The sequence below is a fragment of the Streptomyces sp. NPDC091209 genome (assembly GCF_044757755.1).
Taxonomy (GTDB): domain Bacteria; phylum Actinomycetota; class Actinomycetes; order Streptomycetales; family Streptomycetaceae; genus Streptomyces.
The window spans coordinates 336,303-350,874 of sequence record NZ_JBIVVR010000003.1; the positions used below are offsets into that span (position 1 = coordinate 336,303).

Genomic DNA, 14,572 nt, shown 5'->3' on the forward strand with positions numbered 1-14,572 from the left:
CCGCAGCGCCGAAGATGTCAGGATCACCGCCATGAGCGACAGCACGAACCCCGGCGCAGCCCCCGTGACCACCCGGGCGCGCATCCTCGCCGTGGCCGCCGAACTGGTCGCGAAATCCCCGGACGGAGACGTCTCGACCCGGGCCGTGTGCGAGGCCGCCGGAGTCGGCGCACCCGCGCTCTACCGCCACTTCGGCGACAAGGAGGGCCTGCTGTCGGCCGTCGTCGACCACGGCTGGGAGCGCTACCTCGCGGTCAAGCGGGAGCGCCATCCCGGCACGGACCCGGTCCAGGACCTGCGTGACGGCTGGGACGGTCACACCGAGTTCGCCCTGCGGAACCCGAACCTCTACCGCCTGATGCACTCCCCGGCGATGCGCACCCCGCCCGCCGCGGCCCTGGAGGCCCACCGGATCCTCACCGCCGACCTGCGCCGCGCCGCCGAACAGGGCAAGCTGCGGCTCGCCCCCGAACTCGCCGCGCAGATGATCATGTCCGCCAACGTCGGCGTCTGCCTGATGCTGGTCTCCCGCCCGGCGACCTTCACGGACGAGACCCTGTCGCGCCGCGTACGGGACGCGGTGCACGTCTCCGTCTTCACCCCGGACGCGACCGCTCCCGAGCCGCGGACGGCCGGCTCCGCGACCTCCACCGTCCCGGCCACCGCGACCCGCCTCGGCGCACAGTTCCGCCAGAACCCGAGCCCCGCCTTCACCCCCGGCGAGGCGACCCTGCTCACCGAATGGCTGGACCGCCTGTCCAACTCGGGCTGAGGCCCCGGTCGAGGTCCGTCACTTGGACATGATGAAGCGCAGGGCGAAGCCGGAAGCGGTCGTCCAGTAGGTGACGAGCTGACTCCTGTCCGCGTACAGCGTGCTGACGGGCATGGGGACGTCGATCGGGTTGCCCGCACTGCTGCCGGGCCGGCTGCCCTGGAGGCCGAGGGTGATGCTCTTCGCCTCGTACTCGCCCGTGGTGCCGCTGCTGACGAGCAGAGCGGCGTATGCCTCCTGACCCGGGGAGAGGGTGACGGGCACTCCCGGGGTCCCGTCGCTGTCCTTGATCACGGGGGCCGTGAACCGGGCATCGGCACCCAGCCGCACGAGGGGGTAGCGGTAGAGGTTGCACTTCTTGTCGCTCGCGTTCTGCACGGTGAGGACCAGGTGCCTGGCATCCCTCTCCTCCACGACGGACACCCCGAGCTCCTTCTGGGAGCAGGCGACGATCGCCTCCTTGCCGCCACCGCCAGCGCCCGCGGTGCCACCACTGAGGCCGGTGCCGCTGCTGCCCGTTGTGCTGGTGCTGCCCGCGGTGCCGGTGCTGCTCGCGCCCCCACCGCTGCCCGTGCCGCCCCCACCGCTGCCGGGCCCATTACTGCCCGCGTCGCTCGAAGCACCGACCGGCTCCGCCGAAGCCGTCGCACTCGGCTGGGCCGAGGGCTCGGAGCTGTCCGAACCCCCGGCCGCGCCCGCGCCGCACGCCGTGGTCGCGAGCAGCGCCGCTGCCGCCGCGGCCCCGAGGGCGTAGGGCTTCCAGCCCCTGGGGCTCTTGTGGTTCCTGCGGGCAGGGGTATTCATGGTGTCCCGTTCCCTTGTCGATCCGTAGAAGAGGTCGCGTGCGCCGGCGGTCGGCACTCCGGACCGACGGACAGGGGTGTCCCCTGTGGACGGGCGGGCCGGGGTGGTGTGGCGCTGCCGGGCGGACGACCTGCTCGGCCGGTGCGACAGCCACAGCATGGGATTCCTCGTGGGCCTGGGACAACAGCAGCCCGTCAACCTGCGACGATGGGACCATCCCACCCCCGATGACCTGCGGAAACGCGGAAGCCTGGGATGCCTTTCCGGGATGCGAGGACCCCAGCCGCCTCACCCCCGCAGATCCACCCGCACCGTCAGCAGCCCCGCCCCGATGAGCCGTACCGCCGCGCTGTTGCCCCGGGGCAGGGTGCGCAGCCGGGCCACCGGGTCGTCGTCCGGGAGGAGGTGCGCCGTGCCCTCGTGCCAGCGGCCGTGGAGGCGGACCCGCACCCTCGGGTCCGCCTGGATGTTGCGTACGTACTGCGACCGTTCCCCGAACTCCGAGACCAGCCAGAAGGTGTCACCGACGCGGCGGCCACCGAGTGGGGTGCGCCGGGGCCGGCCGGAGACACGGCCGGTGGTCTCCAGCAGCGTCTGGAACGGCATCCGGCGCGCGAGCGGGTTGACGAGGTGCCGCTGAAGGGCGGTCGTGCCGCGGAATCTGAGATCGGTGAGACGGGCCATGGTCGGTGGGGCTCCTGTCCGGGCTGGTGTGTGGCACAAGGGAGTTGTTTCAATGGTCCCCGATGTCGCGCGACAGGAGCAGGTGGCTGCGGATGCGGGTTGTGACCTGGAACCTCTGGTGGCGGTTCGGGCCATGGGAGGAACGGCAGAAAGCCATCCTGGCCGTGCTGCGCGAACTGCAACCCGACGTCGTCGGGCTGCAGGAGGTGTGGGAGTGCGGCGGCCAGAACCTCGCCGGGTGGCTCGCGGACGAGCTCGGAATGCACTGGACCTGGGCGGCTTCCGATGCCTCGGACCGCTGGCAGCGGCGGATCGGGGACCCCACGGTCGACGTCGGCAACGCCGTGCTGAGCCGCTGGCCCGTGGTGGGACAGGAGGTGCTGCGGCTGCCCGCCCCCGAGGAGTTGTACGACGGACGGCTCGCCCTGCACGCCCGCCTGGCCACGCCCACCCACGAGGTGCCCTTCTTCACCACCCACCTCACCTCGGCCATCCACGCCTCGGGCGTACGCCGCGAACAGGTCACCGCCCTCGCGGAGTTCGTCGCCGCGCACCGGGGCGGCACCGACTTCCCCCCGGTCGTCACGGGTGACTTCAACGCCTGGCCGGACTCCGACGAGATCCGCCTGTTCGGGGGATACAAGACGGCCCCCGTGGTTCCCGGACAGGTCTTCCTCGACGCCTGGGAGTACGCCGACCCGACGGCACCCTGGGCCACCTGGGACCCGGCGAACGCCCATGTCGGCCCGTACAGTCCCGCCGCACGTATCGACTACGTCCACGTCGGCCCGCCCGGCCCCGGCGGCCTCGGGCACGTCCGGTCCGTACGGCGGGCCGGGGACGGGCCGGTAGGCGGGGTATGGCCCTCGGACCACACGGCCGTCGTGGCCGACCTGTCCCTCCCCCCGGGCGGTCGGGACACGACCTGAGGCCCTTCAGCAGCGGTTGTTGCTCTTGAGTGCTCGCAGAAGGGCGTCGAAGGCGGCCGGGGTGGTCGAGAGTATGGAGTGGGCGGGGTCGGCGCTTTCGGTGAGGTGGACCGTTTCTGCGGTGGTGGTCGCGGAGAGGCCGACATGGAGGCAGGCGTCGCCTTCCTGGCAATGAGACGACTTCTGCCAGGTGGTGGCGACGTGCAGGCACGCCTCGCCCTGGGCGCAGTAGGTCGACTTCTGCCAGTCCTGAATTGACATGGGTGGCTCCTCTAGAGGTCTTGGGCGATGGCGTGGATGAGATCGCGGGACTTCTCGGGGCTCAGGGCGGCGTCCTCGACGACGTCGAGCAGGTTCCGGTATTTCTCCAAGAGTGCCTCGGCGTCCAGCAACACGGGACCGTGGAACTGGTCGAGTTGTGCTGTGTCGAGCTGAGAGACGGGCCCGTACAGGTAGTTGATGGACTGGCCCGACCCAGGAAACGCTCCGACCTCGAAGGGAAGCACCCGCACGGTGATGTGCTCGCGCTCGCTCATGTAGAGCAGGTGCTGTAGCTGGGCGCGAGTCACCTCCCGTCCGCCGACACGGATGCGCAGGGCCGCTTCGTGGATGACGGTCCGGTACGAAATCGGGTCGGGACGGTAGATGACGTCCTGCCGCATGATGCGGTGCGCGACGCGGTGTTCGATCTCCGGGGGAGTGGGGGCGGGGATCACGTGGCGGAAGATCTCGCGAGCGTGCTCACGAGTCTGGAGCAGCCCCGAGATGTGGGTGGTGTAAGCCGTGCGAACGGCAGTGGCGTGATATTCCAGTTCGGCGAGGTCGAGCAGTCCTGAAGGCAGGGTCTCGCGGAACGCCTCCCACCAGCCTCGCGTCTTGTCCGTCGCCATCTCGACCAGGGCTTCGACGAAGGCCTGATCGGGGCACGAGTACAAGCGGGCCAGGGACCTGATGCGGTCGGGGCTCACGCCGAACCGTGCCACTTCGACGTTGGAGAGCTGTCCTTGGCTCGTCCCGAGGGCGCGCGCCGCCTCGGTTGACGTCATGCCCGCGCGCTCGCGCATCTTGCGCAGCTCTACGGCCAGGCGAATTCGCCGTGCCGTGGGGGCAGGCCGTGCGGTCATGCGAACTCCTCAGGCACGCAAGTCCAGTTGAGCCGTCACCCACACGAGGGAAGTCGGGCAGGATCATCTCGAACTCGCGCAAATTTCATTTGCGGGAGCCGTATCTTCGTATGCAGGCGCCCCGCCCAGAAGCACCCCGTTCGACGGAGCGGCCAGGTCACTGGGCACCGGAAACGAAGAGTCAAACCCCTCTCGTGATCGGAGACTTCCGATGGCCACCGTATCGCCGCCCTGGGCCTACACCCTCCAACTCCCGCACGATCCCCGCGCCCCCGGTATCGCCCGAGCCACCCTCCGTACCGTCCTCGCCGCCAGCGACCTCACGGCGCTCACCCCCACCGCGGAACTCCTGGCGTCCGAACTGCTCACCAACGCCCATCTGCACACCCGGGGTCCGTACGCCCTTCGCGTCCTCTCGACCGAGCCCGACCGGCTGACGGTCGCCGTCTGGGACACCGACCCGAGAGTCCCGCCCGGCTACGGCGACACCCGCGTCCCCGTAGCCCCGGCGGAAGCCGAACACGGGCGCGGCCTGCACCTCGTACGGGCCTGCGCCGACACGTGGGGGGTGTCCGTGCTGCGCGAGATGGGCGCGTCGAGAGGCGGGAAGCTGTTGTGGGCGGAGTGCGGGGGCGGGCCGGGCACCCGGTGAACTGAAGCCAAGACCGCAGGCCGGTGTCCGGTCGGTTAAGAGCAGGGAAATCAAGGTCGCCCGCGAGAACTGAGTGGAATTCCGCTACAACCCCCGCCCGGGGCGCGGTGTCCAAACGTGTGAACCAGAAACAACAGCAGCCCCGCACGTAGACGCGGGCTCACGACTTGGTCACCGATCACCGATCACCGACCGCTGACCGCCGTGACGACGGTGGCAGCGGTGACGGTGAATTCACCGGCGCTTTCTTCGTCGGGCCTGAACATCACTGATTCCGCGAAGGGTTATTTCCGCATGCGCACGTTAAGGACTATTGCCTCCGCCGCCTCCCTCGCCCTCGCCCTCGGCGGAGGCCTGTTCGCGGCGTCCACCGCCCAGGCGGCCACGGCGAGTTCGGCCTCGCTCACTGCCTCCGGCGGCGCGGTCTGGTACTCGGCCGGCGCCGGACAGGCCAACAACCTGACGGTCACCGCGAAGTACGTCGACCTCGACCCCTCGGCATACGGTGACGACGTCGTCCTCACCTTCCGCGACAAGTTCGACATCACGATCTCCACGAACGTGTGCAGATATCCGTCGGCAGCCAACCACAAGGTCGCCGAGTGCACGGTGGACGCCGACGACTCGGACCGATACGGCGCCGATCTCGGGGACGGCAACGACACCGCGACGGTCACCGACGCGTTGGCCACGATCTACGGCGGCAAGGGCAACGACGTCATCAAGGGCGACTCCGGCGCCGTGCTCTTCGGGGGCGACGGCAACGACCGCATCGACGGCGGTGGGGGCCTGTACGGCGAGGGCTCGTTCGGCGGGGCGGGCAACGACACGATGACCAACTGCGAGACCGGGTGCGCGGGAGGGTCCGGCAACGACAGTCTCACCGGCACCGCGACGGGGCAGGACTCGAACGGCCTGTTCGGGGAGGACGGCGACGACGTCATCCACGGCGCCGCCGGTGCCGATGTCCTCGACGGCGGTAACGGCAACGACAAGCTGTACGGCGGCAGCGGCAACGACAAGATCTCCGGCGGTAGGGGCAACGACACGGTCTACGGCGACAGCGGCAACGACAAGATCTACGGCAACAGCGGCAACGACCTGCTGCACGGCGGCACGGGTACCGACACGCTCTCCGGCGGCCCGGGAACCGACAGGGTCTACCAGAACTAGAACCAGAGCCGGCACCAGCACAGCGCCGGAGCCCGAACCAGCCCCAGCCCCAGATCAACGAGAACTCAGGGCCCGCAGGGGCGGGCGTGAGGGAGCACGGTCTCCCTCACGCTCCCCTTGGGCTACGCCCCCAGGAAGATCGGGTTGGTGAACGCCGCCAGTGCCCCGGGCACCGGTCCCGCCGCCGTCTCGTGGCGCAGCTCCGCCCGTACGTACGCCGCGTACTGCGCCGTCGTACGCCATTCGACCGTGCCGGAGCCCGCGACCGGCAGGGGGTCGCTGGTGAACAGCAGGCCCTGGTCGGTGACGAAGCGGACCGTGCAGCGCGGGGCGCCGGCGGCCTCCAGGCGGACGGTGACCGGGGTGTCCGGGGCGACCCTCAACCGCTCCCCGATGCCCGCGTGTTCGCCCTTGGCGCCGGACACCGTGAAGGAGACGGAGACGAGCTTCGACTCGGCGACGTAGGAGCGGCCCGCGCGGATTCCGTCCTGGATGGCCTCGCGGGTCAGGTCGTCGGCGAGGACGACCGTCTGCGGGCTGCCGACCGGGTCGGGGGCGCGGTGCGCGTCGCTGTTGCCCATCGCCGGGAGCCAGTCGTGGCCCCCGCGCACGGAGGCGACCAGCATGTTGTCCCAGTCGGCGAGGGCGACCTCGTCGTCGGGGGTGTACGGGCCGTTCCACACCTCGACCGCGTCCGCCTCGCCGAAGCCGAACTTCCAGCCGCAGCCGACGCAGGTGGCGTGCGGATGCGCGGGCACCACGAGACCGCCGGCAGCGCGGATACGGCGCGCGAACCGGCCGAACCGGTTGTCGCGGGCCCGGTAGCGCCAGTCGACGAAGGTGCCGGGCTCCGTGCCGAGCGCCAGCACGTGCCCGTTGCGCGTGGTGACCTCCTCACCCAGCATGATCAGCAGATCGTCGCCCGCCTGGTCCGCCCAGTACGGGTGCGAGGCATGCGTGTTGTGGTCCGAGGAGTTGATGAAGTCCAGGCCCGCCGCCCGCGCCAGTTCCGCGATCTCGGCGGGGGTGCGGCGGCCGTCCGAGTACCAGGAGTGCAGATGGCAGTCGCCGCGGTACCAGGCACGGCCGCGGCCCTTGGCGCGCGAGGGCGGGTACACCGGCTCCGGGGTCGCGGCCCCCTTGCCGTACGTCAGCGTGATGGTGCCCTCGTACGCCAGTCCCTGCGGTGCCACCGTGTACGGGCCGAGCGCGATGTGCCAGGTGCCGGGGCGGACCGGGCCGCGGATGTAACCGGGGGTCGCGTCGTCGGAGCGGATGAAGAACTCCGTGCGCGCGCCACCCGACCAGCCCCGGAAGCCCCGGCCGCCCAGTTCGGTGCCGTGCTCGTCGAAGATGCCGATGTCCAGGGCGTTGCCCGCGGTGCCGGCCGGCACGGACGGCCTCTCGTAGGTGTAGGAGACCTTGATCTCCGCGACCCCGGCCGGTACTTCGACCGGGAGGTACACGAAGTCGGGGGAGCCGGTGGGGAGGGTGCCGCGCACCGTCCTCGTCTCCTGGTTGTCCGCCGCTTCCGCGTTCGCACCGCTGGGGAAGGTCACGCTCCCCAACGTAAGCGCGGCAGCCGCTCCCGTCACGAACAGCGCGCGTCTGCCGATGCCGTGGTCGTCCTCGCACATTCCGATACTCCCGGGGGTGTCGAGCGTGACAGTGACATGAGGGGTGACACGAGTGGTGCGAAGTGCCACGGACCACCATGGGAGAAGGCTGTGAACGGCGGTGCACACCAGGGGAATCGGCGGCTTTCGGGGAGAACGACAGATGCCGCTCCGCGCGCCGTCGACGCCGTGCCCTCGCGAAGGCCGTGCGGTCCGAATGGGGCAGGCCCGGCGATACCTGATCACCTCGACCGTATGCTCGAAGGATGACGACCTCCGCTACGGGCGCGACTCCCGGATCCGGGCCGACGGCGAACTCCATGCGGCGTGCGCTCAGGCGTGCGCGGGACGGCGTCGCGCTCGACGTGACCGAGGCGGCGGTGCTGCTCCAGGCCCGCGGCACGGACCTCGACGACCTGACCGCCTCCGCCGCGCGGGTGCGGGACGCGGGCCTGGAGGCGGCCGGCCGGCCCGGCGTCATCACGTACTCCAAGAGCGTCTTCATCCCGCTGACCCGGCTGTGCCGCGACAAGTGCCACTACTGCACCTTCGTCACCGTCCCCGGCAAGCTGCGCCGGGCCGGCCACGGGATGTTCATGTCCCCGGACGAGGTCCTCGACATCGCCCGCCGGGGTGCCGAACTCGGCTGCAAGGAAGCCCTGATCACCCTCGGCGACAAGCCGGAGGACCGCTGGCCCGAGGCCCGCGAGTGGCTGGACGCGCACGGGTACGACGACACGATCGCGTACGTACGGGCCATCTCGATCCGCATCCTGGAGGAGACGGGCCTGCTGCCGCACCTCAACCCGGGTGTGATGTCGTGGACCGACTTCCAGCGGCTGAAGCCGGTCGCCCCGTCGATGGGCATGATGCTGGAGACCACGGCGACCCGCCTGTGGTCCGAGCCCGGCGGCCCGCACCACGGCTCCCCGGACAAGGAGCCCGCCGTCCGGCTGCGGGTCCTGGAGGACGCCGGCCGTTCCTCGGTCCCCTTCACCAGCGGACTGCTCATCGGCATCGGCGAGACCTACGAGGAGCGCGCCGACTCCCTGTTCGCGCTGCGCCGGATCTCCCGGGCCTACCACGGCATCCAGGAACTGATCATCCAGAACTTCCGCGCCAAGCCGGACACCGCGATGCGCGGGATGCCGGACGCGGAGCTGGACGAACTGATCGCCACCGTGGCCGTCGCCCGGCACATCATGGGGCCGGCCGCCTGCCTCCAGGCGCCGCCCAACCTGGTCGACAGCGAGTACGGGCGGCTCATCGGCGCGGGGATCGACGACTGGGGCGGGGTCTCGCCGCTGACCATCGACCACGTCAACCCGGAGCGCCCCTGGCCGCAGATCGAGCTGCTGCGCGAGCGGTCGGCCGAGGCGGGCTTCGAACTCCGTGAACGCCTGTGTGTCTACCCGGAGTTCGTGCAGCGCGGCGAGCCCTGGCTGGACCCGCGCCTGCTCCCGCACGTACGGGCCCTGGCGGACCCGGAGACGGGCCTCGCGCTCCCGGACGCGGTCGTGGAGGGCCACCCCTGGCAGGAGCCCGAGGAGGCCTTCACGTCCTCGGGGCGCACCGACCTGCACCGCACCATCGACACCGAGGGCCGCACCGGCGACCGCCGCGACGACTTCGACGCGGTGTACGGGGACTGGGAGGCGCTGCGGGAGGCCGCCGCCCCCGGCATGGTGCCGTCCCGCATCGACACCGACGTCCGTTCGGCGCTGGCGACTGCGGCCGACGACCCGACGAAGCTGACCGACGACGAGGCGCTCGCGCTGCTGCACGCCGACGGCCCGGCGCTGGACGCCCTGTGCCGGATCGCCGACGACGTCCGCAGGGCGGCGGTCGGCGACGACGTCACGTACATCGTCACCCGCAACATCAACTTCACCAACGTCTGTTACACCGGCTGCCGTTTCTGCGCCTTCGCCCAGCGCCGCACCGACGCCGACGCGTACACGCTCTCCCTGGACCAGGTCGCGGACCGCGCGGCCCAGGCCTGGGACCTCGGCGCGGTCGAGGTGTGCATGCAGGGCGGCATCCACCCGGACCTGCCCGGCACCGCGTACTTCGACATTGCCAAGGCGGTGAAGGAACGCGTCCCCGGCATGCACGTCCACGCCTTCTCCCCGATGGAGGTGGTGAACGGCGCGACCCGCACCGGCCTGTCCATCCGCGAGTGGCTGACGGCGGCCAAGGAGGCGGGCCTGGACACCATTCCCGGCACCGCCGCGGAGATCCTGGACGACGAGGTGCGCTGGGTCCTGACGAAGGGCAAACTGCCCGCGGCGACCTGGATCGAGGTCGTCACCACGGCCCACGAACTCGGCATCCGCTCCTCCTCCACCATGATGTACGGCCATGTCGACCAGCCGCGCCACTGGCTCGGCCACTTCCGCACGCTCTCCCGCATCCAGCAACAGACCGGCGGTTTCACGGAGTTCGTGACCCTCCCCTTCATCCACACCAACGCTCCCGTCTACCTGGCCGGCATCGCCCGCCCCGGCCCGACGACCCGCGACAACCGGGCGGTCATGGCGATGGCCCGCCTCCTGCTGCACCCGCACATCCCCAACATCCAGACGAGCTGGGTCAAGCTCGGCACCGAGGGCGCCGCCGAAATGCTCCGCTCCGGCGCCAACGACCTCGGCGGCACCCTGATGGAAGAGACCATCTCCCGCATGGCGGGCTCCAGTTACGGCTCCTACAAGTCCGTCAAGGAACTGATCGCGGTAGCCGAAGCCGCAGGCCGCCCGGCCAAGCCCCGCACGACGGTCTACGGCGAGGTCCCGGAGGAACGCCAACGGGCGGCGGCCGCCTCGGACGGCCACCTGCCGGAGCTGCTGCCGGTGCTGGAGTAGCCGACGCCGACGCACCGGACCGACTCGCCTGTCTTTTCGAGTGAGTTGAGCCAGACTGGTGAGGCCGGAGCGTGGTGCGCCGGGAGATCGGAGAAGGTGGCGGATGCCTGGGGCGCGGTCGTCGGTGCCGTCGATGCAGGAGTTGATCGAGGCGCGCAGGCGGCTCGCGTTCGTGGGGCGGGGGGCCGAACGGGCCGCGTTCGTGGCGAACTTCGACGTGCCGCCGCAGGACCCGGGGCGCCGGTTCCTGTTCCATGTCCACGGAAACGCGGGCGTCGGAAAGACCTTTCTCGTCAGGGAGTTGGCGCAGCTCGCCCGGGAGGCCGGGGCGCTGACCGCGTACGTCGACGAGAGCACCAGCAGTGTGCCCGAGGCGATGGAGGTGATCTGTGCGCAGTTCGCCCGCCAAGGACGCCGGTTCAAGGATCTGGAGCGGTTGCTCGCCCACCATCGCGAGCGGCGCCGTGAAGCCGACTCGGTGACGGCCGACGCCCCGCCCGGGGAGCCCTCCGCCGCCGGGACGGCCCTGGCGCGGGCGGGCCTCGTGGGGATCGGCATGGTGCCCGGCATCGGCCCGTTCGCAGGAGCCGTCGACCCGGCCCGGCTCGCGGGCGCGGCCGACCAGGTACGGGCCGGGCTCGGCGCGCATCTGCGCGGCGGGGACGACGTGCGTCTCGTCCTGTCGCCCGAACTCGTCCTCACTCCGGTCCTGTTGGAGGAACTGGCCAGGGCCGCCACCCGCTTCCCGCGCCAGGTCCTGTTCTTCGACACTTACGAGCGCACCGGTCCGTTCCTGGACGCCTGGCTGCACGCGACGATGGCCCGCCACGACCACGGCGCCATGCCCGCGAACGTCGTGGTCGTGACCGCGGGCCGGAACCCGCTGGACCGCCACCGCTGGGGAAGCTGCGGCGGCTCCGTGGCCGAGCTGCCGCTGCTGCCGTTCACGGAGGAGGAGGCGCGGCAAGTGCTCGCGGACCGGGGCGTGGTGGCCGAACCGGTCGTCGAGGAGATCCTGCGCCTCACCGGGCGGCTGCCGGTCCTCGTCTCGACGCTCGCCCAGACCCGCCCGGCCGATCCGGACGACGTCGGCGACCCGAGCGCGACAGCAGTCGACCGCTTCCTGAAGTGGGAACACGACCCGGTGCACCGGGCCGTCGCCCTGAACTGCGCGTTCCCCCGGCGTCTTGACGCCGATGTCTTCCGGGCGGCGGCGGACCGCCCGGACGAGGAGGCCGACGCCCTGTTCGACTGGCTGCGCGGGCTGCCCTTCGTCACCGAACGCGGCGGCGGGATCCAGTACCACGACGTCGTACGGGCGCCGATGCTGCGCTCGCAGCGGCTCCGTTCGCCACGCGGCTGGACCGAACGGCACAACCGGCTCGCCGGGACCTTCGCCCGGTGGCGGCGGGAGGCCGAAGGCGGACGGGACGGCGACGCGTTGTGGGCGGACGACGGATGGCGGGGACTGCGGCTCGCCGAGTCGTACCACCTGCTCTGCGCGGCGCCCCGGACCGCGCTGCCGCTGGTGCTGCGCGATGCGGTGGACGCCTGCGACACGGGTGACGTTCCCGCCCGGCAGTGGGCGCAGGCGCTGGCGGAAGCGGGGCGGGACACCGACGCGGAGGCACCGGCCCGGTGGGGGAGCGAGCTGGCGCGGGCGCTGGAAGAGGGTGGGCGGGCCGCGGCCCTGGAGCTGTTGCTGAACCGCGCCGGGTTCGACGCGCCCGCCGAGGCATACGCCCGCTCGGTGCGCGGCAGCGTCCTGCGGCACAGCGGGGCGTACGAGCGGGCGCTCGCGGAGTTCGACCGGGCGATCGGGCTCGACCCCGGGCAGGCCCGCGCCTACCGCAGCCGCGGCATGACCCGTGCCGAGTCGGGCGACTACCCGGCCGGGATCGCCGATCTGGACCGGGCGCTCGCCCTGGACCCGGACGACGGCCGGTCCTACGCCGTCAGGGGCGAGTACCACCGGGTCCTCGGCGCGTACGACGCCGCCCTCGCCGACCTGGACCGGGGGATAGCGCTCGATCCCGCGCGGGACTTCGCCTGGGCCTCCCGGGGCGCCACCCGGCTGAGCCGGGGCGACCTCGACGCCGCCCTCGCCGATCTGGGCCGGGCGCTGGAACTCAAACCGGACTACGGATGGGCGCTGGCCCGCCGCGCCCGGGTGTGGCGGGCCCTGGGGGAGGACGCCCGCCAGATGGCGGATCTCGACCGGGCCGTCGCCCTCCAGCCCGACTGGGCGTGGGGAGCCTGCGAGCGAGGAGACGCCCTCCGCGCGGCGGGCCGTCACGCGGAGGCCCTGGCCGCCTACGACCGGGCCGTGGAACTCGACCCGGCGTACGCGTCGGCGTACGCGAGCCGCGCCGTCTCCCGCAGCGAACTGGGCCGCCACGAGGAGGCCCTCGCGGACCTGGACCGGGCCCTGGAACTCCGGCCCGGCTACGCGTGGGCGACGAGCCGGCGGCCGGAGATCCTGGCCCGCGCCCGTGCCAGCCGTCCCGGCGATCACCCCCAGGGCTGAACCTCACCGACTCCGACGGCGCCCGGGGTTCCGGCGGTGGAGCGTCAGCCGCCTACGGCAGAGGCCCCCGGCCCGACGACCGCACCCATGGAGCCGGGTCCCACGAGGATGCCCGTCTCCTCGCGACGGCCCGACCCCGCGGCGGGGAATCGGGGAATGCCTCCGCAGAGCGCCCAAACCTGACCACTTGGGGCTACTGGGACCACAATCCGTATATGGATCCGCACCCTCAACCGACCGTTCCTGTTCGATTACAGTGCTGAGCTGTCGGTCGTAGGGACGGTGCCTCAGGAGGTCTCGGTGGGTACGACAGCCGGTGCCGTCTGGGGCCGTGGGGAGCAGCAGGACTTCCGCAGCCGGGTCCGCGGGACGCTCCTCGGCGCGGCCGTCGGCGACGCCCTGGGCGCCCCGCTCGACGGGCTCTCCCTGGACGCGATCCGGGAGGCGCACGGCGCGCAGGGCCTGCTCGACCTGACCCCCGCGTACGGCCGGCGCGGCGCCGTCACGCACCTCACCCAGCTCGCCCTGTTCAGCGTCGACGGGCTCGTCCGCGCCCAGGTGCGCCGTGACACCGGCGCCTGGCATCCGCCGTCCGACGTGCACCGCGCCTACCGCCGCTGGGCGGCCACCCAGAGCGACTGGGGGCCCGACGAACGCCGCAAGGACGACGGCTGGCTGGCCCGCGAGGAGTGGCTCTACGCCCGCCGCGACCCGGCCACGGCCTGTCTGCTCGGCCTCGCCGACGAGATCATGGGCACGCTGGACGCGCCCAAGAACCCCGGCGAGCGGGGCCCCGGGGCCGCCGCCCGCTCCGCGCCCTTCGGGCTGCTCGTGGGCTGGGAGCCGCAGCTCGTGATGCAGCTCGCCGTCGAGTGCGCCGCGCAGACCCACGGCCACCCCTCGGCCTACCTGACGGCGGGCGCGTACGCCGCGATCGTGCACGCGCTCGCTCGCGGCGAGACCCTCGACGCGGCCGTGCAGCAGGCCCTCGCGCTGCTCGCGACCCGCCCCGGGCACCAGCCGGTCGCCGACGCGCTCCAGCACGCGCTGGGCGCCGTACGGCAGGGAATGCCCTCACCGGCCCGGGTTCAGGAACTCGCGGGGGACGGTTCCGCCGAGGGCGCGCTCGCCGTCGCGGTGTACTGCGTACTGGTCGGCGAGGACATTCGCCACGGGCTGTGCCTCGCGGTGAACCACGGTGGGCCCTCCGCCGTCACCGGCGCCCTCGCCGGCGGTCTGCTGGGCGCCCTGCACGGCGAGACGGCCCTCCCGCCGGCCTGGCTGGCCGAACTGGAGGGCCGTCCCACGATGCTGGTCCTCGCGGACGACTTCGCGATGGAGATGACCCAGGGACCCGCGCTGCACGGGCCCGCGGGCTCCTCCCCGGGCTGGCTCGCCCGCTACCCACGCGCCTGAGCCGTCCCGGTCCC

12 protein-coding genes are annotated in these 14,572 nt (G+C 72.0%); 7 read left to right on the forward strand and 5 right to left on the reverse strand.

What is annotated here, in order from left to right; genetic code table 11:
- The first annotated feature begins 31 nt into the window (after positions 1 to 31).
- On the forward strand, positions 32 to 772 hold the full coding sequence (locus ACIQRL_RS11670; protein WP_401330227.1) for a TetR/AcrR family transcriptional regulator: 741 nt from the start codon (positions 32 to 34) through the stop codon (positions 770 to 772).
- 18 nt (positions 773 to 790) lie between these two features.
- On the opposite strand, the gene ACIQRL_RS11675 is transcribed toward ACIQRL_RS11670, so the two are convergent.
- Positions 791 to 1,576 (reverse strand): DUF4232 domain-containing protein, encoded by a 786-nt coding sequence (locus ACIQRL_RS11675; RefSeq protein ID WP_401330230.1) that lies wholly within the window; start codon positions 1,574 to 1,576, stop codon positions 791 to 793.
- 288 nt (positions 1,577 to 1,864) lie between these two features.
- Positions 1,865 to 2,260 carry a nitroreductase/quinone reductase family protein gene (locus tag ACIQRL_RS11680; RefSeq protein WP_401330233.1) on the reverse strand — a complete coding sequence of 132 codons (396 nt, stop codon included), beginning with the start codon at positions 2,258 to 2,260 and terminating at the stop codon, positions 1,865 to 1,867.
- A gap of 92 nt (positions 2,261 to 2,352) precedes the next feature.
- On the opposite strand from ACIQRL_RS11680, the gene ACIQRL_RS11685 reads away from it, so the two are divergent.
- The gene (locus ACIQRL_RS11685; RefSeq protein WP_401330236.1) at positions 2,353 to 3,189 is read left to right on the forward strand and encodes an endonuclease/exonuclease/phosphatase family protein; all 837 of its coding nucleotides are present in this window, start codon (positions 2,353 to 2,355) and stop codon (positions 3,187 to 3,189) included.
- 6 nt (positions 3,190 to 3,195) lie between these two features.
- Here the strand turns inward: ACIQRL_RS11685 and ACIQRL_RS11690 are convergent, their stop codons facing one another.
- Both ACIQRL_RS11690 and ACIQRL_RS11695 read right to left on the reverse strand, forming a co-directional pair.
- Positions 3,196 to 3,450: a DUF397 domain-containing protein gene (locus ACIQRL_RS11690; RefSeq protein ID WP_401330238.1), complete on the reverse strand. Its 255-nt coding sequence runs from the start codon at positions 3,448 to 3,450 to the stop codon at positions 3,196 to 3,198.
- 11 nt (positions 3,451 to 3,461) lie between these two features.
- A complete protein-coding gene (locus tag ACIQRL_RS11695; RefSeq protein ID WP_401330241.1) occupies positions 3,462 to 4,313 on the reverse strand; it encodes a helix-turn-helix transcriptional regulator in 852 nt (283 codons plus the stop codon).
- A gap of 211 nt (positions 4,314 to 4,524) precedes the next feature.
- Here ACIQRL_RS11695 and ACIQRL_RS11700 point away from each other — a divergent pair, with 211 nt between their 5' ends.
- Both ACIQRL_RS11700 and ACIQRL_RS11705 read left to right on the forward strand, forming a co-directional pair.
- A complete protein-coding gene (locus tag ACIQRL_RS11700) occupies positions 4,525 to 4,965 on the forward strand; it encodes an ATP-binding protein (protein ID WP_401330244.1) in 441 nt (146 codons plus the stop codon).
- A 294-nt stretch (positions 4,966 to 5,259) separates the two neighbouring features.
- Positions 5,260 to 6,138 carry a calcium-binding protein gene (locus ACIQRL_RS11705; RefSeq protein ID WP_401330247.1) on the forward strand — a complete coding sequence of 293 codons (879 nt, stop codon included), beginning with the start codon at positions 5,260 to 5,262 and terminating at the stop codon, positions 6,136 to 6,138.
- A gap of 122 nt (positions 6,139 to 6,260) precedes the next feature.
- On the opposite strand, the gene ACIQRL_RS11710 is transcribed toward ACIQRL_RS11705, so the two are convergent.
- The gene (locus ACIQRL_RS11710; RefSeq protein WP_401330250.1) at positions 6,261 to 7,775 is read right to left on the reverse strand and encodes a CehA/McbA family metallohydrolase; all 1,515 of its coding nucleotides are present in this window, start codon (positions 7,773 to 7,775) and stop codon (positions 6,261 to 6,263) included.
- A gap of 245 nt (positions 7,776 to 8,020) precedes the next feature.
- Between ACIQRL_RS11710 and ACIQRL_RS11715 the strand changes: the two genes are divergently transcribed.
- From ACIQRL_RS11715 to ACIQRL_RS11725, 3 genes are all read left to right on the forward strand, one after another.
- Positions 8,021 to 10,615: a bifunctional FO biosynthesis protein CofGH gene (locus ACIQRL_RS11715; protein WP_401330253.1), complete on the forward strand. Its 2,595-nt coding sequence runs from the start codon at positions 8,021 to 8,023 to the stop codon at positions 10,613 to 10,615.
- Between the two features lie 103 nt (positions 10,616 to 10,718).
- Positions 10,719 to 13,142, forward strand: coding sequence for a tetratricopeptide repeat protein (locus ACIQRL_RS11720; protein ID WP_401330256.1), 2,424 nt, complete (start codon positions 10,719 to 10,721; stop codon positions 13,140 to 13,142).
- A gap of 300 nt (positions 13,143 to 13,442) precedes the next feature.
- On the forward strand, positions 13,443 to 14,558 hold the full coding sequence (locus ACIQRL_RS11725; RefSeq protein ID WP_401330259.1) for an ADP-ribosylglycohydrolase family protein: 1,116 nt from the start codon (positions 13,443 to 13,445) through the stop codon (positions 14,556 to 14,558).
- Positions 14,559 to 14,572: the final 14 nt, after the last annotated feature.